This window comes from Dactylosporangium sp. CA-139114 (genome assembly GCF_050955725.1).
Taxonomy (GTDB): Bacteria; Actinomycetota; Actinomycetes; order Mycobacteriales; family Micromonosporaceae; genus Dactylosporangium.
Genome location: NZ_CP192080.1, coordinates 400,446 through 420,021 on the forward strand (window position 1 = coordinate 400,446; position 19,576 = coordinate 420,021).

Sequence of the window (19,576 nt, forward strand, 5' to 3'; positions counted from 1 at the left end):
CCAGGGACCGGCCTGGCCCGGCGCGCACGGCTGCGCTAGAACGGTGCCGGGCCGCGGCCGGTCAACGACATCAGGATCTGCGTGGCGAGGAGACGCCGCGTGCCGGTCACTGTCACGTCGCCGAACTCTTCGTACGGCAGCTCGATCTGCAGGCCGTCGCCCGAGGCGCGGACGGCGGCGGTGGTTTCGTCGGGCCGGAATGTGCCACCCCAGCCGGCGGGACGACCGGGTTGGTTCGTTTTGAGCGAGGCTGTGCCTGGCACCCGCGTGCCGTCGGCGAGGATGAGCCTGGCTGGCCCCGAGTAGGTGCTCATAATGCCCGATTCTAGCTGTCGGGGGTGTCACCCCTTCGGCCAGTTGTTGATCAAGAGCCAGCTGTCCGTGTTCGTGCTGGCCGTCGTCTTGACGTTCATGATCTATATGGCTGGCCCGTTCCGGGGGCCCGCGTTTCCGGCGGCTGGCAGCGGCGACGAGCGTCCTCACAGCTCAGCCAGAACGTCCCGGCACGCATCGTCGCCGCCGACCGCGGAGTTCCTCGAGTCCGTGACATTCCTCTACGGCGTGGCCCTGTTGTCCGGTTGAGGGACCGCGTCGGCGCAGGAGCGCAACACCGCATCACGTCGCCGCGCTGGGCCATAGTCGCCGGCACCGTATTCATCACCGGCAGCCGGGAAGCCTTCGAACTCGAGGTTGGCACCGTTCGTCGTCTCGCCGAGGACGCTGCTATGGGCTGAGGCCTGCTGATCAGGCCATCGAGGGTTCGCCGGTCTGCTCCCACATGGACTTCATCTCGTGCATGGCCTGTTCCATGATGTTGACCATGGCGTCCCTCGCCCGGCCGCCGTCGCGGCGCTGGATTGCCTGGGCCACGTCCGCGTGGAGCCTGAGCGCCTGCTCGTCGGGGTGGTGCGGCATCAGGTGGTAGTAGTGGCGGCCGGCCAGGACCTCGGCCACGAGCTCGTGCAGCTTCGCGAACATCTCGTTGCCCGATGCGAGCAGGACCTGCCGGTGGAACTCGATGTCGAGCTTCAGGAACTCGGCCTGGTCGGCGGCCTTGCCTGCCGCCCACATCTTGGCGGCGAGCCCGACCAGGTCGCTGGCTTCACCCGGGGTGGCCCGCTCGGCCGCCAGCCAGGCGGCCTGCGGCTCGACCGCGGTGCGCAGCTCGGTGATCGAGCGTAGCTGCGCCATCCGGCCGGCCGAGGCGAGGCGCCATCGGATCACCTGTGGGTCGAACACGTTCCAGCTGGCCGTCGGACGGATCAGCGTGCCCACCCGGCGACGTGACTCGACCAGTCCCATGGAGGCGAGTACCCGCAGGACCTCGCGCATGACCGAGCGGGACACGACGTACTGACCGACGAGGTCGTCGATGTAGAGCACGGTTCCCGGGGTCATCTGGTTGGCGCAGATGGCGGTGCCGAGCTGGTCCAGCACGCGAGCGTGTAACCCGACCTCGGACGCTGTCTGCCCGGGTGACGGCATGGTCATCGCAAAAGCATACCTATCGTTGCGTCTACCTTGCATAAGTATGCTTTATCGGCTTAGCATCCCCGCGTTAAGCAGATGTAACAGGATTTGGACAGTGTGGTCCAGCTGATGAGGCGGCCCACGAGAAGGGGAGCTAGGCGTGCTACGTCGTTCCGTGATCGGGACTTGTCTGGCCGTGGTCGCCGCCGTCGGCCTGTCGGCGTGCGGCGGCGGGAGCGGTGGCGGCGACAGTGCCGCCTCCACGACCGTCCGCGTCACGCTCGCCAACCACGTGTGGACTGAGAACCTGAAGAAGGCGCTGCCCGAGTTCGAGAAGCAGACCGGCCTGAAGGTCGAGATCACCCAGCTCGGTGAGGACCAGCTCTCCGATCAGTACAACGTGAAGCTCAACGCGGCCTCCAGCGACATCGACGTGATGATGTACCGCCCCTTGCAGGAGGGGAAGCTCTTCGCGAAGAACAAGTACCTCGCCGACCTGTCGGACAAGGTGAAGTCCAGCAAGGATTGGAACTTCGCCGACTTCCAGGCGGCCCCGGTGCAGGCGACCACGTACAAGGACAAGGTGGTGGGCGTCCCGATCATCACCGAGCGTGAGGTCCTGTACTACCGCAAGGACCTGCTGCAGAAGGCCGGCCTGACCAGCCCGCCGAAGACCCTCGACGAGCTCAAGACGGCGGCGGCCACGATCCAGGCCGCCAACTCGGGCGTCGCGGGCTTCGTGGCCCGCACCGGCAAGTCGCCCGCGGTCACCCAGTTCTCGAGCTTCCTCTACAGCTTCGGCGGCGACTTCGTCGACGACAGCGGCAAGGCAACGGTCAACGCCGACGCGGCCAAGAAGGCCTATGCCTTCTACGGCGGGCTCCTCAAGGACAGCGGTCCGGCGAATGTCAGCACCGACATGAGCTGGCCCCAGGCCATGGCGATCTTCACCCAGGGCAAGGCGGCGTTCTACACCGAGGCCGACTCGCTGTACAAGAACGCCACGGACCCGGCCAAGTCGAAGGTCTCGGACACGGTCGGCTTCGCGCCCTTCCCGGCCGGGCCGGCGGGCTCGAAGCCGTACAACATCCCCTCGTGGGCGCTGGGCATCAACGACGCCTCGAAGAACCAGACCAACGCGTGGAAGTTCATCGAGTGGGCGACCAGCCCGCAGCAGACCCTGACCCAGCAGAAGGCCGGCGTCCCCAGCGCCCGCGCCTCCGTCTGGTCGAACGCCGAGGCCACGGCGACGTACCCGAAGGACCTCGTCGAGGCCATCGCGGCCAGCAACAAGGACGGCGTCGCCCACGACCGGCCGCTCGTCGTCAAGGTGGCCCAGGCCCGCGAGGCCGTCGGTCAGCCGATCGTCGACGCGATCACCGGCAAGGACCCGGCCGCCTCGGCGGACGCGGCCAACACGGCCTTCCAGAAGTTGCTGGACGAGGAAAAGTAGACCGGCTCCGGGGGCGGCGGACGACCTGCTCCACCGCCCCCGCGCCGGGCCGCCGCGCCCGCCGAACCCGGAGATCTCATGGCAGCCGTCCCCCGCGCCACCATGCCCGACACGCCCGCCTGGGCGCAGTGGGCCAACAATCACCGTAAATGGATTTTCGCCGCGCCCGCCATGGCGTTCGTCGCCGCGCTGATCGTCTTCCCGCTGGCGTGGACCGTGTACCTCAGCCTGACCGACGCGGAGGGCTCGGTCCGGGCCGACTCCTCGTTCGTCGGACTCGAGAACTACGGCACCGTGCTCGCCGACACCGACCGGTTCTGGCCCGCCGTCCTGCGCACCGTCGAGTTCACCGGCGTGGCGCTGCTCTTCGAGGTCGCCCTCGGCATGGCGATCGCCCTGCTGCTGTGGCGGCCGTTCCGCGGCGAGCGGTGGGTCCGCGTGGCGATCCTCATGCCGCTGGTGGCCACGCCCGTCGCGGTCGGCATGATGTGGCGGCTCATCTTCGACCCCAACATCGGCCTGGCCAACCAGCTGCTCGGGTTCGTCGGGATCGCACCCCAGCCCTGGCTCGCCGGCCCCAACAGTGCGTTGCCGACGACGATGTTCATCGACATCTGGCAGTGGACGCCGATGGTGACGCTGATCCTCCTGGCGGGCCTCACGTCGCTGTCCAACGAGCCCGACGAGGCCGCCCGCATCGACGGCGCCAGCGCCTGGCAGCGGTTCCGGCACGTCACCCTGCCGCTGCTGATGCCCACGCTGATCGTCGCGATCCTGCTGCGCGGCATCGACGCGCTGAAGACCTTCGACATCCTCTACGCCACCAAAGGCAAGGGTGGCGGGTCGTTTCACGAGGTCGAGACGCTCAACGTGTACGCCTACGGGCTGAGCTTCGACTACAACGAGTACGGCATCTCCTCGACCGTCCTCATCATCTTCTTCCTCATCATCGTCGGCTCGATGTGGGCGCTGACCCGCCGCAGGAAGGGCGTGGCGTGATGCGGGCCCGTACCTCGTACAAGGTGTTCCGGGCGGTGGCCCTGGCCGTCGTGGTGCTCGCGCTGCTGGCACCGCTCGCCTGGATGGTCGCCGCCTCGTTGAAGAGCAACGTCGACATCTACGACCCGGGCAAGGCGCTGTCGTTCTCGCCGACCCTCGAGCACTACGGCAACGTCCTGCGGCAGGCGAACTACCTGCAGTTCATCGGCAACAGCCTCTGGGTGGCGTTCGCGGCCACCGTGCTCTCGCTCATCCTGGGCGTGCCGGCGGCGTACTCCATGAGCCGGTTCAACATGCGCAAGTCAGCGCTCGTCGTGCTGATGGCCCGGGTGATCCCCGGCGTCTCCCTGCTGGTGCCCTGGTACTACGTCTTCTCCAACCTGCGCATGGTCGGCGGCTTTGGCGTGCTGATCCTCAGCCACATGTTCGTGTCGCTGCCGCTGATCGTGTACATCATGATGGGCTTCTTCGACGGTCTGCCCCTCGAGCTCGAGGAGGCCGGCCTGGTCGACGGGCTGACCCACATCGGCGTCTTCCGCCGGGTCACGCTGCCGCTGTCCGCGCCGGGCATGGCGACCGCCGGCATCCTGTCGTTCATCTTCTCCTGGAACAACTTCATGTTCGCGCTCGTGCTGTCCGGCGCCGACACCAAGACGCTCCCCGTCGCGATCTTCGACTTCGTCGGCTACGCGAGCATCGACTGGGGCGGGCTCATGGCCGCGGCGACCGTGGTGACACTCCCCATCATGCTGATCGCCCTGTTCGTGCAGAAGTACGTCGTCTCCGGCCTCACCGCCGGCGCCACCAAGGGCTGAGGCCGTGACCACGACGATCGTGAAGGTCGAGACCTTCCTCGTCCCGCCCCGGTGGCTGTTCGTCCGGGTCGAGACCGACGGCGGCATCGTTGGCTGGGGCGAGGCCACCTGCGAGGGCCGCTCCGAGACCGTCCGCACCGCCGTCGACCAGCTCAGCGAGGTCCTGATCGGCTGGGACGCCCTGCGCGTCGAGGACCACTGGCAGGTGATGACGAAAGGGTCGTTCTACCGGGGCGGACCGATCCTGGCCAGCGCCGTGTCCGGGCTCGATCAGGCGCTGTGGGACATCGCCGGCAAGCGGTACGGCGCCCCGGTGCACCAGCTGCTCGGCGGCCCGGTCCGGGACCGGATCCGGGTCTACGGCTGGGTCGGCGGAGACGAGCCCAGCGAAGTCCGCGAGCACATCAGTGCCCAGCTGGAGGCGGGACTGACCGCGGTGAAGATGAACGCGTCCGGGCGGATGAGCCCGATCGCGTCGGTCGCCGAACTCGACGCGGTGGTGCGGCGGGTGGCCGCCGCCCGTGACGTGCTGGGCGACGCACGCGACGTCGCCGTCGACTTCCACGGCCGGTTCACGCTCGCCAACGCCCGGCGCGTCGCCCCGCTCCTGGAGCCGTACCGCCCGCTCTTCCTGGAGGAGCCGGTGGTACCGGAGAACTCGCATCTCATCGGCGAGTTCGTGCGCTGCACGACCACGCCCGTGTCGACCGGGGAACGGCTGTACAGCCGGCAGGAGTTCCTGCCGGTGTTCCAGGCCGGCGTCGCGGTCGCGCAGCCGGACCTGTCACATGCCGGGGGCATCACCGAGGTACGCAAGATCGCCGCCCTGGCGGAGGTGTACGACGTGCAGCTCGCGCCGCACTGCCCGCTGGGGCCGATCGCCCTCGCCGCCTGCCTGCAGGTCGGGTTCGCCACGCCCAACTACCTGATCCAGGAGCAGAGCATCGGCATCCACTACAACAAAGGTGCCGAGGTGCTCGACTACGTGCTCGACGTAACACCGCTGAACTTCGTCGACGGGTACGTCGAGCGGCTCACCGCGCCGGGTCTCGGCATCGAGATCGACGAGCAGGCGGTGCGGGCGGCCGACAAGCGTGGACACGCCTGGCGCGGCCCCGTGTGGCGCCACCCCGACGGCTCCTTCGCGGAATGGTGAACCCCATGTCCGCCGATCTCGTCGCCGAACTCACCGCCGCCCGGGTGCTGGCGATCATCCGGGGCACAGACGCCGACGCGGCGGCCGCGGCCGGGAAGGCGCTGCTGGCCGAAGGGGTACGGCTCGTCGAGGTCTCCCTCACGACACCGGGCGCGCTAGGGGCCATCGAAGCCATCCGCTTGGACGCCCCGGACGGGACGCTGGTCGGCGCGGGCACCGTGCTGTCCGTCTCCGACGTCGCCGACGTGGCCGCGGCAGGGGCGCAGTTCGTGGTGACGCCCGCCGTCGTGGAGTCGATCCCCGAGGCGGCCCGCCGGGGCCTGCCGGTGGCGGCCGGAGCGCTGACCCCGACCGAGGCTCATACGGCGGTACGGATGGGCGCGTCCGCGGTCAAGCTCTTCCCGGCGTCGCTGGGCGGGCCGGCGTACCTCAAGGCCTTGCGCGATCCCTTCCCGCACATCCCGTTCGTCGCGGTCGGCGGGATCGGCCTGGACCGCATGCACGCCTACTTCGAGGCCGGGGCGATCGCCGTCGGCCTCGGCGGTCCACTGGTCGGGGACGCCGCATCCGGTGGCAGCCTCGACAACCTGCGGACGCGGGTGCGGGCCTGCCTAGCCGCCCTGCGGCAGGGCCCGGCATGACCGGTCCGGGTCTCGACGTCTTCACGTTCGGGGAGACCATGGTCTCGCTCCGCTCCGCCGGCCCGCTCGCCGCCGGTGGGGCGCTGAGCATGCATGTTGCCGGCGCGGAGTCCAACGTCGCTGTGGCGCTGGCCCGCCTCGGCCACCGGTCCGCATGGGGCGGCCGGATCGGCGGCGACGAGCTGGGGGAGTTCGTGCTGCGCCGGCTGCGCGGCGAGGGCGTCGGCACCGAAGACGTGGTCGTCGACCCCGAGCGGCCCACGGGCCTGATGTTCCTGGAGCAGCGCACCGCCGACGTCACCCGCGTGCAGTACCACCGGGCCCGCTCGGCCGGATCGGCGCTCTCGGCCGACGACCTCCGCGGCCCGCTGGCCGCGGGCGCCCGCGTCCTGCACCTCACAGGCATCACCCCGGCGCTCTCCGGCAGCGCCAGGGAGGCCACGCTGTGGGCCGCCGGTGCCGCTTCGGCCACGGGCGTGGCCGTGTGCCTCGACGTCAACTACCGGGCCCGGCTCTGGCCGCGCGACGAGGCGCGGTCGGTCCTCGCACCGCTGGCGGCGCACGCTTCGATCGTCGTCGCCTCGCACGACGAACTGGACCTCGTCGGCCCGCCGGGCGCAGACGAAGCGGCCGTCGTCGCGGGCCTGCGTCGTGCAGGCACCGACACGGTCCTGGTCAAGCTCGGCGCCGCCGGCGCACGCGTCCACACGCGCGACCACGTCCACCATGCCGAGGCGGTGGCTGCGACTGCCGTCGACACCGTTGGCGCGGGCGACGCCTTCACCGCCGGCTACCTCTCCGGCCGGCTCGACGGGCTCGACGCCGTCGGCTGCCTGCGCCGGGCGGTCACCCTGGGCGCCTTCGCCGTCTCGACCCGCGGTGACTGGGAGGGCCTGCCGCGCCGCGACGAGCTGTCCCTTGTGCACGGCGAATCGGGCAGCACGATCCGCTGAACCACTCCGCAGAGAAAGGCACGCCGTGAAGATCGTCAGCGGGGACGTCATCGTCTCCAGCCCGGACCGCAACTTCGTCACCCTCAAGATCACCACGAGCGAGGGCATCACCGGCCTGGGCGACGCCACCCTCAACGGACGCGAACTGTCCGTGGCCTCGTACCTGCGCGACCACGTCGTCCCGCTGCTGATCGGACGGGACCCGCACCGCATCGAGGACACCTGGCAGTTCCTGTACCGCTCGGCGTACTGGCGCCGGGGGCCGGTCACCATGGCCGCCATCGCCGCCGTCGACGTGGCCCTGTGGGACATCAAGGCGAAGGCCGCCGGCATGCCCCTGTACCAGCTCCTCGGCGGCGCCTCCCGGACCGGCATCATGGCCTACGGCCACGCCTCCGGACGGGACCTGCCGGAGCTGTTCGACTCGATCCGCGCGCACCTCGACCAGGGTTACCGGTCGATCCGCGTGCAGACCTCCGTCCCGGGTATCAACGCCGTCTACGGCGTTGCGGCCCAGCCGAGTCGGGACGGCAAGCGGTACGACTACGAGCCGGCGCAGCGCACCCCGCTGCCGGCCGAGGAGGACTGGGACACCCGCGCGTACCTGCGACACCTCCCCGCCGTCTTCGAGGCGGTTCGCAACGAGTTCGGCCCCGAGCTGCCGCTGCTGCACGACGGCCACCATCGGATGACGCCCATCCAGGCCGCCAAGCTCGGCAAGGCCCTCGAACCGTACGACCTGTTCTGGCTCGAGGACTGCACCCCCGCCGAGAACCAGGAGGCGCTGCGGCTGGTCCGTCAGCACACGACGACCCCGCTGGCGATCGGCGAAGTCTTCAACACCGTGTGGGACTACCAGACACTCATCCGCGAACAGCTGATCGACTACGTCCGCTCCGCCGTCACGCACACCGGCGGGATCACCGCCATGCGCAAGCTTCTCGACTACGCCGCGCAGTACCAGATCAAGTCCGGCATCCACGGCCCGACCGACATCTCCCCGGTCGGCATGGCCGCCGCGCTGCACCTGGACCTGGCGATCCACAACTTCGGCATCCAGGAGTACATGCGGCACGGCTCGCTGACCGACGAGGTCTTCCGGCAGTCCTTCACGTTCACCGACGGCTACCTCCACCCCGGAGACCAGCCGGGCATCGGCGTCGAGCTCGACGAGGCCACGGCCGCCCGGTTCCCGTACGTGCCGGCCTACCTCCCGTTCAACCGGCTGAAGGACGGCACGGTCCATGACTGGTGACCCCCGAACCCGGCACGTCGTCGTGATGGGCGTGTCCGGTTCCGGCAAAAGTACCGTCGCCAAGGGCATCGGCACCGTGGCCGGCCTACGGTTCGCCGAGGCGGACGAGTTCCACTCCGCGGCCAACATCGCGATGATGCGGGTCGGCGTGCCCCTCGGCGACGCCGACCGCTGGCCCTGGCTGCGCGACCTGGCCGCGTGGCTCGCCGACCGCTCCGCGGAGGGGGTCTCCACCGTGCTGGCCTGCTCCGCGTTGAAGCGGTCGTACCGCGACGCGCTCCGGCAGGGCCAGCCCGCGGTGGAGTTCGTGCATCTCGACGGGCCGGCCGAGGTGATCCGGGCGCGGATGTCCGGCCGGACCGGGCACTACATGCCGCCCAGCCTCCTGGACTCCCAGATCGCCACGCTCGAGCCGTTGCAACCGGATGAGCGCGGCGTGGTACTGGATGCTTCCATGACGCCGGACGAGCTCATCGCGGCGGCGCTCAGCCGGCTTCGGCTAGGTTCTGGGCATGAGCGTCACATGGATCAAGCCCAGCCTTCGATCTGAACGCTTCGACGAGAGCTGGACGTTCTGCCGGGACGTGGCCGGACTGGAGGAGCGCGGCGGCGTCGACTGAACCATGTTCTCCGGGACGGCTGTACCGCCGAGCCCTCGCGGCCAAATCCTTCATCCCCGACGGACGAGCGCCGGGCGGAGCCGGCCGCCGGCGACACCCGGCTGCTGTACGTGGCGTGGCTGTTGCGGGGCCGGTAGCAAGCGGCTGGTCACGCCAGTGGCGTGACCAGCCGATGATGCCGGTGCTCGGTGGTTCAGCAGGACAGGTTGCCGCCCGCGGGGACGCCGAGGATGCCAGTGAACTGGTTGTAGAGGTTGATCCGGCTCTGGACCTGGGCGGGGTTGCCGCCGTTGCACTCGATGCTGTTGATGGCCCGGATCGTGGTGCCGAAGCCCTGCCCGTTCACCATCGCGTTGTGCGACGTGGTGCCCGCGTTGCCGGTGCCGGTCATCCAGTACCACAGGCCGGTCTGCCAGGAGATCGAGGCGTTGGTGCCGACCAGGCCCGGGTTGTTGAGCAGGTCGACGCCGAGCGCGTCGCCGGCCGCCTTGTAGTTGAAGTTCCAGCTCAGCTGGATCGGGCCGCGGCCGTGGTAGGCGGACTGGCCGGCCGGGCAGCCGTAGGGCTGGCTGGTGTCGCAGTAGTGCGGCCAGTTGGCGGTGTTGATCTCGTCGATGTAGACCAGCCCGCCGGTCTCGTGGCTCACGTTGGCCAGGAACGCGGCGGCCTCCTGGCGCTTGACGGTGTCGCTGCCGGTGGTGGCGAAGGCCGGGTACTTCTTCATGGCGTCGACCAGCCCGGCGTACGTGTAGAACCCGTTGCGGCTCGGGAACATCTGGTTGAACTGGGCCTCGCTCACCACGAAGCCGCCCGTGCTGGTGCCGCCGCAGGAGTAGGGCGACCAGAACCAGGTGCTGATGGTCGGGTCGTAGCCGGGGTTGTCGTGGGTGGCCTGGTAGAGCTGTCCGTTGCTGTACCGCACGATCGCACCGGTGGCGTAGGACTGTCCGGCGACCCAGTTCGGGTAGTTGCACGAACCCGTGCCGCCGCCCGGGACCGTCCACTTCTGGTTGGCGCCGCCGTGGCAGGACCAGATCAGCAGCGGGGTGCCGTCGGCCGTACCCCAGCCGGACGCGTCGAGGCACTTGTTGGCCTGGGGGTTGACGATGTCGTTGGCGGCGCTGACGGCCCACTGCTGGGCGCCGGTGCCGTTGCAGTCCCACAGTTGGACCTTGGCCCCGTCGGCGGTGGAGCCGCCGGAGACGTCGAGGCATTTGCCGAGGGCGCGGATCGTGCCGTCGCTGCCCACGGTCCAGTTCTGGGCGTTCGTACCGTTGCAGGTCCACAGCTGGATCTGGGTGCCGTTTGCGGTGTTGGCGCCGGCGACGTCGACGCACTTGCCGCCGTATCCGGAGATGGCACCCGTGCCCGCGGCGGCCGCGGTGCCGGGGCTGAATGCGATGAGGGAGACGGCGCCGAGCACGAGAGCGGCTGCCGCGACGAGCACCCGACGCAAGTACGCCGATCTCGATCTGTCCATTGGGGACGCTCCTGGGGAGGTGAAGTCGGGCCAAGGCAGGTACCCGGTTCTAGGGCGTCTTTCTATCGCAACCTCGACTAACTGTAAATAGTGTTTACTTATGTCCGGTCGCCGTAAGATCGTCGATGGATTCGCTGCGCTGTCCAGAGGCCCAGCGCGCCGTCGGCGGTGCGATCGGCCCTCTCGCGCGGGTCGGTCGATGGCCGGTCCCGGACCTTGGCGTCCAGCAGCGTCTGCTCGCCCTTGCCGAACCGGGCCGGCCGACTGATCAGGCAGAGCTCTTTCGCCTGCCGGTCCGGGACGGGCAGGGCGATCGGGCCGATGCCGGTGACCGCCAGCCGTAGGTCGTCGGGGCGCGCGGTGCGTCGCGCGCTGAACGACCCCGCAGGCGTGCCCTCGCCCAGCAGACTCGCGAACCGATCGCGCGGGACGACCGTAACCACTGTTACTCGGCCAGCCGTGCCATGGGATTCGACCGTCCTCGGTCGTCGAGGATTCCGGGAAACTGGAGCTCACCCGAGGCGTACGCGAGGCAGCGGTCAGTCCACTCCGCGGGCATTGCGGTGTGCTCCGCCAGGAAGCGGATCCATTCGGGCAGCAGCGCGACGAGTTCGGCGGCGAAATCTTCCTGGTAGAAGTCCCGCAGGTGCAGCACGGCCGCCGCGACCTTGTGGGGCGAGCAGAACGGATAGAGCGTGGGGTGATCCCGCGGGGACCAGGACTCGGCCAGTTCCCCGGCAAGTTCGTCGGGGTCGACAGGACCGGCGTCGTCGCCTTCGCCGATGATCCCACCGTGATAGTCAAGCTGCCGAAGTCGCTGGGTGAACTGCGCCTTGGCGTCGGTGGCCGTCAACCGTACGAAAGCCGGCCCGCGCATCCGGCGCACCGCCTTCCGCGCTGTCCTGGCGAGCCGCCGGCTGCGCAGGAACTCCGCGTACTGCTCCTCGTCCTCCCCGCCGATCCGTATCCCCTCGACCTCGCCCGGCAGGAGGGCGTCGAGCGTCTCCGAGTCGTCCACCGCCGTCAGGACCGCCCCACCCGCCGCGACCTGCCCGACCGACTCCCGCCAAGCGGCCACCGCGGACTCGGCCGAAGCATGGAAGCCGCTGTGCACGGTGAGCACTTCGTAGCCGCAGGTGTCCACATCCCACAGGTACCAGCGATCCGGGCCGGCGTCCGACGTGAACGGCGCGACCACCGCCCAACGGCTGCCGTAGACGTCGCGCGCCCACAACACGGGGCCGGTCACGGCACGCCCGCGCGCGGCCAGCTTCGCCGTGGGGGCATCCAGGTGCGCTGAGATGAGATCGCTCGCGGACTCGCTGAGCGGGAACGGCAACACACCGGCGACGACAGTCAGCAGCCGCTGGAGAACGGCAATGTCGGTACTCGCCTCCGCCGGCGTGTGGAACCGCTCGTCGAGCGCCGACAGCACCGCACCGACGAAGTCCTCCGGATTGACAATGTCCTCCACGGAGCCCCGCTCGAAGTGGGCCATCGCCGCGCCGAAGCGGATGCACAAGTCGTCTTCGAGGTCGTCGTCGGACCGCGTTGGGGCACTCGCGATCAAGGCGTCAATCAGCGCCCGGGCCGCATCCCCGGCCAGCGCGGTGCGATGCTCGGCGAGCTTGCGCCGATACTCGAACAGCTCACCGAAGACGCCGGCTCCTGCGGACCCGCCGCGCGGCGAGACCATCGACTGGCGGGAGGAGCGGCCGCCGGACTGGGACTTCTTTTTCCGCTTCCGAGACACGGGCACGGCGGGCATCCTATCCGTGGGTATCCGCCGCCGCGCCGCTGGCACGAGCGTGCCTTCGTTCGCCAAGGGGCACCCTTGTCGCGAGCAGGTCAGACCTTGAGAATCTCCACGTCGTACAGTGCCACGGACGCATCCCGGGAGGCCAGCGTCAATCCATCGGTGGCCGCCTGAGCCACCAGCATCCGGTCGAACGGGTCCTGATGGTACGGCGGGAGACGGCCAGCGGCGATGCCATGCACGTGCGTTACGGGCAATTCACGGAACCCCATGCCATCACGTGTACCGACGGCCGCGGTGACGCTCCGATCGAGGACTGGCATCCCGAGGACGGCGACGGTACGACGCCGTTCGACATCGGCGCGATCAACAAAAGGCTCGCGGCGCTGCTCGGCGTACCAAATGGATAGCGTCTTCGCCGATGTGTTGCACTGTTGGGATGAGTCCGAAAAGTCGAGGGCGGCCCGGCCGGCCGGGGCAGGCCGAAGGCTCGGCGTCAGGAGTCCTTACGGTCACTGCGGCCCTCCGACCGCCTCGTCCGGGCCGCCCAGGATCTGCTCACATGCACCGATCCGCTCGAGGCCGAACGATGGGCCTCCGGCTGGCTCGGCCAGGCCTGGCTGTCCGCACCACTCGGCGACAAGGAGCCCGAACACACGCTCTGCCTGGAGGTTGTCGGCCGCTGCAGCACCCGCCCGTCGGCGCACGGCCTGGCCGCCGTGGCAGCGCTGCGCAGGGTCGCCCCGCCGCGCGCGTACACGCTGCTTGACGAAACGATCGACCTGCTGCGGCAGTCTCAGCCGGCGCCCCCATGGCTCGATGCGGCGATCGTCCCAGTCCGGGCCCTGCGCGCCGTCGACGTGTGGGACAGCGAACGAATACTGTTCGTCGAGTACGGCACCCACACGTTGCTCGCCCAGATCCTCGCCACCGGCGGCACGATGGTGGAGAAGCTGTACCTGCTGCAGAGCGGCGCGGCCGAGGCGTGGGACAGGACGCGGGAGCCCGGTGAGGTGCCGATGCCGCTCGAGGAGGTGCCGATCGACGAAGCGCTGGCCGATCTGGCCGGCTTGCTGCGGCACACCGACATGATCTGGCCGCGCCATGACGACGAGGACTACGTCGACCTGCGGGCGCTCGCGTGGGCGCGATCCCGGGCGCATCTGCCGGAGTGGCCGGAGTTCGAGCCCCTCGCCGAGGGGAAGCGAGCGGAACTCATCGAGGCGTTCGTCGGGCGGACGACGGACTCCGCTGCGTACCGGAGGCTGGCGGACCTGTTTCTCGACTACGGCGACGGGTACCTCAACAATCGCCCGCTCGGCTGGAGCCCCAACGCGGTCGCGATCTTCCTCGCCGACTGGCTGCCGCGCAAGGCGTTCCTCGACGCGGATGACCGGCTCGCGCTGCCCGACGCCCTCCGGGGCTGGCTGCGGTTTGCGCTGGAGCGCCGTGGGGTTGCCGACGAGTGGATCACGCCGGTGACCGCCGCGGTCGACATGTGGCTGCCGCAGTTCGAGCACGCGGTCGATGACGAGACGTCCTGGGGGCCCGCGAAGCAGATCGCCGCCGAGCTGCAGTCTCGCGGCGTCGACCCGCGGGACTCCGACGCCGTCGGCGAGGTGATCGGCCGGCTCAACGCCGAACGCCTCGCCAACCGGCTCCGTGGCCCATCGGGCGGCTCCTCGCGCTGACTTCGGCGCTCACCGTTGGCTCAACCCCGCGCTCAGTCGGCTGGCTCCCGTCGGTGCCGTGCTGATCGAGCGCCGCTGACCGAGGCGCGTCGCGCCCGTGCACGAAAAAGGGCCGCTGACACCGCTCGAGCGTGCGTGTTCGTGTGCTGTCAGAGCGGTGTCAGCGGCGGCGGCCATGGTTCTTGTGCACCCGGACGGACGGGTCGCCCAGGGCGATGCACAAGGAGCGTCACATGTCGAACGTCGCAGATACGCAGCAGCAGAACCACTTCCAGCGGGCAATCGAAGAGATCGTCGGCTCCGGGTTCATCGGCGTGCAGCTGCGGGTGCACGACGAGCAGGGCGAGTGGGTCGGCAGCGCCGGGGCGAGCGAGTTGAACGGCCATACAAAGCCGATGACGGACGGGCACCATCGCATCGGCAGCAACACCAAGACCTTCGTCGCGTCGCTGGTGCTGCAACTGGTCGGTGAGGGCCGGCTGGGGTTGGACGACCCGATCGCCGGTCACCTGCCCGAGTTTGGGCTGGACCCGCGGATCACCGTCCGGATGGTGCTGCAGCACACCAGCGGCGTGTTCAACTTCACCGGCGAGTACTTCGAGGACGGGACTGTAGTGCCGGGCCTGCCGAACCCGCAGCTGCAGGGCAAGGAGTGGCTGGACAACCGGTTCCACGCCCACCGGCCGGAGGACCTCGTGCGGTTCGCGTTGTCCAAGCCGGCGCGGTTCGAACCCGGGACGGACTGGAGCTACGCCAACACCAACTATGTGCTCGCCCGGCTGCTCATCGAGCGGGTCACCGGCCGTACTGTCGCCGAGGAGATGCAGCGGCTGATCATCGGACCGCTTGGGCTGGCGGGCACCATCGTGCCGGACGGCGTGGAGATCCCTGAGCCGCATGCGCACGGCTACTACCGGTACGAGGACGAGACGGTCGACGACGTCACTCGCCACGATCTCTCCTGGATCTCCAGCGGCGGCGACATGATTTCGACCACCCGGGACCTGCAGACGTTCATCTCCGCGCTGCTGGGCGGCAGGCTCCTACCGGCTCTGTTGCTCGCCGAGATGCTGACGCCGCACCCCAAAGTCGGCTACGGCCTGGGCGTCTTCGTCCAGGACGGCCCCGACGGCGGCAAGATCATCACCCACAACGGTGGCACCGCCGGCCACGCGGCACTGATGTACAGCACGCCTGACGGCCGTACGACCCTGACCGCCGCGTTGAACTACGTCGACGACGCCGCGATGACCCTGGCGGTGCCGTTCCAGCAGGCGACGCAGCGGCTCGTCGCTGAGGTGTTCGGCGGCAAGGCCGAGTCCGCCCGGTGAGTCGGCGTTTCCCACGCTCCCGTCGCTGCTGGCGACGGGAGCGTGGACCGCCATGCCCTCTGGATCTTCACCCTGGTGGGCGCGGGTGTTTCCGGGGCGGTCGCGACGTAGCGTTGGCTTTTGTACCGTCGTTGTCGGCTCCCGCGCTGAGGTACGCCGGAGGGAGGGCACCATGGCCTTCAACAAGATGATGGAGTCCGCCAAGCGTGGCCTGGCCACGAGCCGGGCCCGAGTGGAGGAGACGCGAGCCCAGCGGCAGCGCGACAAGCTGCTGCACGAGCTCGGCCAGGCCAGCTACGCCGAGCACACCGGCCACGCGACACGTGAGGCCGTCGCCAGCAAGCTTCGTGCTCTGGACGACCACGAGCAGGCGCTTCGCGAGAAGCGGGAGCGGCAGGCGAGAGACATCATGCACCCGGGCGCCGAGTGCGTCGACGAGGGCGAGACCGTCGCGTCCGCCGCGCGGAAGATGCGCGACCTGGGCGTCGGATCCCTGCCGATCTGCGGCGCGGACGATCGGCTGCACGGCATCATCACCGACCGCGACATCGTCGTGAAGTGCATCGCCGAGGGGCGGGATCCGGGCCAGGTCAGTGTGCGTGACCTGGCCGGGGGTGAGCTGGTCTGGGTCGACGCTGACGCGGGCGTCGACGAGGTACTGCATCGCATGGAAGACCACCAGGTCAAGCGGCTGCCGGTCATCGAGAACCATCGCCTGGTCGGGATGATCAGCGAGTCGGATCTGGCGCGCAACCTCGACGAACACCGGCTTGCCGAGTTCGTGGGGAAGGTCTACACGACGTCCTGAGCCGCTACCCGGATCGGCTCGGCAGGTTCGCCGCGAGCTGGTCGGTCAGGTCGCGTATCGCCGTGTAGTCGGTGCTGGTGAGTGTGCCGTCCTGGTGCAGCTGGTCGAGCCGGCCGACCAGGCCGTTCAGCTCCGCCGCCGCGCGCTCGTCGTCGCCGCGGGCGTGGTCGCGAGCGAATCTGTCGAGCCGGCGGTTCAGATCGTGCGCGGTGAGGAAGTCCAGGCCGCCGTCACGCACGGCGGCGCGAGCCGCGGCCAGCGTCGCCTCGGTCGTGTCGCTCGGCGTCGGGCTCGGTGTGTCGCTCGGGATGTCGGACGGCGTCGGGCTCGGCGGGTCGCTCGGGGCCGCGCTCGGGGCCGCACTCGAGGCATCCGTGGACGGCTCGGACAGGGTCGTCTGCGCGGGGGTGGGCGCCGTGGCCGGGTGGTGGCCGGATCGGCCCGGGAGGGTTCCGAGCGCGAACACGCCGACGGCGACCGCGGCGAGCGCCGCCAAGGCGATCCCGGCCGAGCGGCCCCGTCGCCGGGTGGCCGGCGCGGGTGGCTCGGCGAGCGCGGGGAGGCTGCGCGTTGTCTGTCGTACCGCCGCACGGCCGAGGAAAGGCGCCGGTCCCGGATCGAACGCCGTCGTCGCGGCACCGTCGGCTACGCCGGCCAGCGCGGTGCCCACCTCGGCCGCACTGGCCGGCCGGTCCGTCGCGCGCTTGGCCAGCAGCGCGCCGACCAGATCGGCGAGCCGGGGCGGCAGGCCGGGCCGCAGGACTGCCACCGGTACCGCCGCCTCATGCACCTGCTGCCAGGCGGTCTGCACCGGCGAGTCGGCGATGAACGGCGGACGGCCGGTGAGCATCGTGTAGAGCACGCAGCCCAGCGCGTACAGATCGGTCCGGGCGTCCACGGGCTCGCCGAGGACCTGCTCCGGCGCCATGTACGAGCTGGTGCCGATCACGGTCGCGGGCGCGGTCAGCGCGGTCTGCGCCCGGTCGGTGATGCTCGCGATGCCGAAGTCGCAGACCTTCACCTCGCCCTCAGCGCTGATGAGGATGTTGGCCGGCTTCACGTCGCGGTGCACCACCCCGGCGGTGTGCGCGGCCTCCAAGGCGTCGCACACGCGCTCGGCGATGTGCGCCGCGCGCCGCGGGTCGAGCGGGCCCGCGGCCAGCTCGTCGGCGAGGCTGTGCCCCTGGACCAGCTCCATCACGAGGTACGGCGTCCCGTCGTCGACCCCGAAGTCGTACACGGCCACGATGCTCGGGTGCGACAGCCGCGCGGCGGTGTGCGCCTCGCGCTCGAAGCGCTCCGGCAGCGACGGGTCGGCGCCGCCGTCGCCGTGCAGAATCTTCACGGCCACAGGTCGGTCCAGCCGCCCGTCGACGGCCAGCCACACGTCGGCCATACCGCCCCGGCCGATGACCGACCGCAGCTCGTACCGGCCGTTCAACAGACGCCCTGCCATGGTGGCCAACCCTGACACAATCGCCCCAATCACCGCATAGGGCCGCCCCGATACGTCACTGTGGCCGGGCGCCGGGCGGCATTCTGGAGTGAATCAAGGTTGCGGGCCCGTCCGATCAGGGCTTGGTCAAGAGACTTCCAAGCGCTCGTCCGGTGTGACATCGGACTGGTGCGACCGTCCACGGTGGACGCACAAGGGGCAGTGGACGAGGCTCGGATCCCGTGGCGGTTCCGGCGGCGCCGCGGCTGCGGGAGCAGGCGCTGCAGCGGCAGAGCGCGGACCTGGACACCGTCTCGGGGGCGACGTACGGGAGCGACGGGTACCGCCGCTCGCTCCAGTCGGCCATCGACGCCGCCCGGGGCGGCCGCCCCGCCGCCCGAGCCCGCGAGAGGTGGCCTACGGTGGCGACTGTGATCGAGCGCGAACGGCCGCCGGATCGGGTGAACGTGACGCTGAACGTCGGCGGGGACGATCTCGGGGTGCCGTTTCTCACCAAGGCGATGCTGGACCTCTGGGTGCACGCGTTGCACGGGGCGAACCCGTTTCTCATCGTCGGGCGGCCCGGCGACGACCGCCGGTTCATCCAGACCTACCGCAACGCCCCGGACGACTACACGCTCGAGCACCGCGACGGCGCCGAGGCGGACCTCGTGTCCACCGTGGTCGATGCGCCCGCCAAGGTGGTCGAGCTGATCTGGGGCTGGATACGCCCGGAGGGGGCCGGCCGATGAGCTACGCGATCATGCCCTTCAAGATTCGGCTGGACGCCCTGAACGAGGTGCTGGCCCTGCGCGACGAGGCGCTCTTCGCCTGGCTTCGCGACCGCTGCCGGGCCGAGCTCGCCGGCCTCGACGACTGGAGCGACACCGAACGCCCGGCGAGGGAGTTCCTGGCCGACCTGGTGCTCGGACGAATCCCCGTCGAGAGGGGCGTTCACCTGTACGGGTACTGCGTCAAGGCGCTCTGCGAGCTCTGGGGCGCGCCCCTGGCGAACGAGGGCTGGTGGGGGATGCGGTACGGCTGGTTCGGCACCGTCTCCGAAGCGGTCGCGCGGGCCGGCGTCGAGTACGACTTCACCGGCCTCATCGCGGGAGGGCCCGGCGTCGACTGCCCGGCGCCGGACGACTTCCCCGCCATGGGGCACATCAGGCGCGCCGACCTGCAGCCGCACCTCGACCTTCTGGGTGGGATCGACCTGGCGCGCATCGACGATCGGCAGGTCGTGGCGGCCGTCGAACAGGTGAGGTCCTGGCTGCGGGAGTGCCGCCGCGACGACATGGACCTCGTCTGCTTCTACCACTGAGGACTCTCGGGGTGCCGGGCCAGGGATCGGCCGGGGTCGGTCCCTGATGCCCGGAAACCCCTTCGACGGCCAAGCTGAATGCATCAGATTTGGTACCGCGACAAGGGAGCCCACCATGGAAACCGTCTACAACACGATGCGTCAGCACGGCCTCGTTCGCCCGGCGCAGGGCCGGGTGCTCGGCGGTGTCGTCGCCGGTCTTGGGCAGCGGTTCGGCATCGACCCGTGGCCCGCGCGGCTGCTGTTCGCGCTGATCCTGCTCGCGATCCCCGGCACCCAGATCCTCATCTACCCGATCCTGTGGATCCTGATGCCGGCCGAGGCCGTCGCGGCCCCGAGCGAGCGGGACGCCTCCATCGCCTGACCGGCGGGACTGGCGCGGTGTCGGT

Annotated in this window: 21 protein-coding genes and 1 pseudogene; 15 read left to right on the forward strand and 7 right to left on the reverse strand. The window is 70.0% G+C overall.

Annotated elements, in window-relative coordinates; all coding sequences use genetic code 11:
• Positions 1-35 precede the first annotated feature (35 nt).
• Both ACQP2P_RS01855 and ACQP2P_RS01860 read right to left on the reverse strand, forming a co-directional pair.
• A complete protein-coding gene (locus tag ACQP2P_RS01855) occupies positions 36-314 on the reverse strand; it encodes a hypothetical protein (RefSeq protein ID WP_433612628.1) in 279 nt (92 codons plus the stop codon).
• Positions 315-744: 430 nt separating this feature from the next.
• Entirely contained in the window at positions 745-1,491 is a 747-nt protein-coding gene (locus tag ACQP2P_RS01860) for a FadR/GntR family transcriptional regulator (RefSeq protein ID WP_433612630.1), read from the reverse strand.
• A gap of 154 nt (positions 1,492-1,645) precedes the next feature.
• Here ACQP2P_RS01860 and ACQP2P_RS01865 point away from each other — a divergent pair, with 154 nt between their 5' ends.
• The 8 genes from ACQP2P_RS01865 (at position 1,646) to ACQP2P_RS01900 (ending at position 9,292) form a co-directional block, all read left to right on the forward strand.
• A complete protein-coding gene (locus tag ACQP2P_RS01865) occupies positions 1,646-2,923 on the forward strand; it encodes an ABC transporter substrate-binding protein (RefSeq protein WP_433612632.1) in 1,278 nt (425 codons plus the stop codon).
• Positions 2,924-3,001: 78 nt separating this feature from the next.
• The gene (locus ACQP2P_RS01870; RefSeq protein ID WP_433612634.1) at positions 3,002-3,922 is read left to right on the forward strand and encodes a carbohydrate ABC transporter permease; all 921 of its coding nucleotides are present in this window, start codon (positions 3,002-3,004) and stop codon (positions 3,920-3,922) included.
• The gene (locus ACQP2P_RS01875; protein ID WP_433618925.1) at positions 3,922-4,737 is read left to right on the forward strand and encodes a carbohydrate ABC transporter permease; all 816 of its coding nucleotides are present in this window, start codon (positions 3,922-3,924) and stop codon (positions 4,735-4,737) included. Before ACQP2P_RS01870 ends, ACQP2P_RS01875 begins: the two co-directional genes overlap by 1 nt.
• Positions 4,738-4,741: 4 nt before the next feature.
• The gene (gene dgoD / locus ACQP2P_RS01880; RefSeq protein ID WP_433612636.1) at positions 4,742-5,893 is read left to right on the forward strand and encodes a galactonate dehydratase; all 1,152 of its coding nucleotides are present in this window, start codon (positions 4,742-4,744) and stop codon (positions 5,891-5,893) included.
• 5 nt (positions 5,894-5,898) lie between these two features.
• Complete coding sequence (locus ACQP2P_RS01885) at positions 5,899-6,534, forward strand: bifunctional 4-hydroxy-2-oxoglutarate aldolase/2-dehydro-3-deoxy-phosphogluconate aldolase (RefSeq protein ID WP_433612638.1); 636 nt, start codon at positions 5,899-5,901, stop codon at positions 6,532-6,534.
• A complete protein-coding gene (locus tag ACQP2P_RS01890) occupies positions 6,531-7,487 on the forward strand; it encodes a sugar kinase (protein ID WP_433612640.1) in 957 nt (318 codons plus the stop codon). Before ACQP2P_RS01885 ends, ACQP2P_RS01890 begins: the two co-directional genes overlap by 4 nt.
• 25 nt (positions 7,488-7,512) lie before the next feature.
• Positions 7,513-8,742: a D-mannonate dehydratase ManD gene (gene manD, locus ACQP2P_RS01895; RefSeq protein ID WP_433612642.1), complete on the forward strand. Its 1,230-nt coding sequence runs from the start codon at positions 7,513-7,515 to the stop codon at positions 8,740-8,742.
• Positions 8,732-9,292 (forward strand): gluconokinase, encoded by a 561-nt coding sequence (locus tag ACQP2P_RS01900; protein ID WP_433612644.1) that lies wholly within the window; start codon positions 8,732-8,734, stop codon positions 9,290-9,292. Before manD ends, ACQP2P_RS01900 begins: the two co-directional genes overlap by 11 nt.
• 263 nt (positions 9,293-9,555) lie before the next feature.
• On the opposite strand, the gene ACQP2P_RS01905 is transcribed toward ACQP2P_RS01900, so the two are convergent.
• The 4 genes and pseudogenes from ACQP2P_RS01905 to ACQP2P_RS01920 form a co-directional block, all read right to left on the reverse strand.
• A complete protein-coding gene (locus tag ACQP2P_RS01905) occupies positions 9,556-10,842 on the reverse strand; it encodes a lectin (RefSeq protein ID WP_433612646.1) in 1,287 nt (428 codons plus the stop codon).
• A gap of 98 nt (positions 10,843-10,940) precedes the next feature.
• The gene (locus ACQP2P_RS01910; protein WP_433612648.1) at positions 10,941-11,285 is read right to left on the reverse strand and encodes a hypothetical protein; all 345 of its coding nucleotides are present in this window, start codon (positions 11,283-11,285) and stop codon (positions 10,941-10,943) included.
• Positions 11,286-11,287: 2 nt separating this feature from the next.
• Complete coding sequence (locus ACQP2P_RS01915) at positions 11,288-12,601, reverse strand: hypothetical protein (RefSeq protein WP_433612650.1); 1,314 nt, start codon at positions 12,599-12,601, stop codon at positions 11,288-11,290.
• Positions 12,602-12,690: 89 nt separating this feature from the next.
• Positions 12,691-12,870: pseudogene (locus ACQP2P_RS01920) on the reverse strand (type II toxin-antitoxin system VapC family toxin); the annotation flags it as partial.
• Here ACQP2P_RS01920 and ACQP2P_RS01925 point away from each other — a divergent pair.
• The 4 genes from ACQP2P_RS01925 to ACQP2P_RS01940 all read left to right on the forward strand — a co-directional run bounded on the left by ACQP2P_RS01925 (position 12,802) and on the right by ACQP2P_RS01940 (position 16,428).
• Entirely contained in the window at positions 12,802-13,008 is a 207-nt protein-coding gene (locus ACQP2P_RS01925; protein WP_433619596.1) for a hypothetical protein, read from the forward strand. The pseudogene ACQP2P_RS01920 and the gene ACQP2P_RS01925 overlap by 69 nt on opposite strands.
• A 309-nt stretch (positions 13,009-13,317) precedes the next feature.
• Positions 13,318-14,289, forward strand: coding sequence for a hypothetical protein (locus ACQP2P_RS01930; protein WP_433612652.1), 972 nt, complete (start codon positions 13,318-13,320; stop codon positions 14,287-14,289).
• A 233-nt stretch (positions 14,290-14,522) separates the two neighbouring features.
• Complete coding sequence (locus tag ACQP2P_RS01935; protein WP_433612654.1) at positions 14,523-15,620, forward strand: serine hydrolase domain-containing protein; 1,098 nt, start codon at positions 14,523-14,525, stop codon at positions 15,618-15,620.
• Between the two features lie 172 nt (positions 15,621-15,792).
• A complete protein-coding gene (locus tag ACQP2P_RS01940) occupies positions 15,793-16,428 on the forward strand; it encodes a CBS domain-containing protein (protein ID WP_433612656.1) in 636 nt (211 codons plus the stop codon).
• A gap of 4 nt (positions 16,429-16,432) precedes the next feature.
• Here ACQP2P_RS01940 and ACQP2P_RS01945 read toward each other — a convergent pair whose 3' ends face one another.
• Entirely contained in the window at positions 16,433-17,884 is a 1,452-nt protein-coding gene (locus tag ACQP2P_RS01945) for a protein kinase domain-containing protein (protein ID WP_433612658.1), read from the reverse strand.
• Between the two features lie 221 nt (positions 17,885-18,105).
• On the opposite strand from ACQP2P_RS01945, the gene ACQP2P_RS01950 reads away from it, so the two are divergent.
• The 3 genes from ACQP2P_RS01950 (at position 18,106) to ACQP2P_RS01960 (ending at position 19,551) form a co-directional block, all read left to right on the forward strand.
• Positions 18,106-18,615 carry an FMN-binding protein gene (locus ACQP2P_RS01950; RefSeq protein ID WP_433612660.1) on the forward strand — a complete coding sequence of 170 codons (510 nt, stop codon included), beginning with the start codon at positions 18,106-18,108 and terminating at the stop codon, positions 18,613-18,615.
• Positions 18,612-19,187 carry a DUF7691 family protein gene (locus tag ACQP2P_RS01955; protein ID WP_433612662.1) on the forward strand — a complete coding sequence of 192 codons (576 nt, stop codon included), beginning with the start codon at positions 18,612-18,614 and terminating at the stop codon, positions 19,185-19,187. Before ACQP2P_RS01950 ends, ACQP2P_RS01955 begins: the two co-directional genes overlap by 4 nt.
• Before the next feature lie 115 nt (positions 19,188-19,302).
• Positions 19,303-19,551: a PspC domain-containing protein gene (locus tag ACQP2P_RS01960; RefSeq protein WP_433612664.1), complete on the forward strand. Its 249-nt coding sequence runs from the start codon at positions 19,303-19,305 to the stop codon at positions 19,549-19,551.
• Positions 19,552-19,576 lie beyond the last annotated feature (25 nt).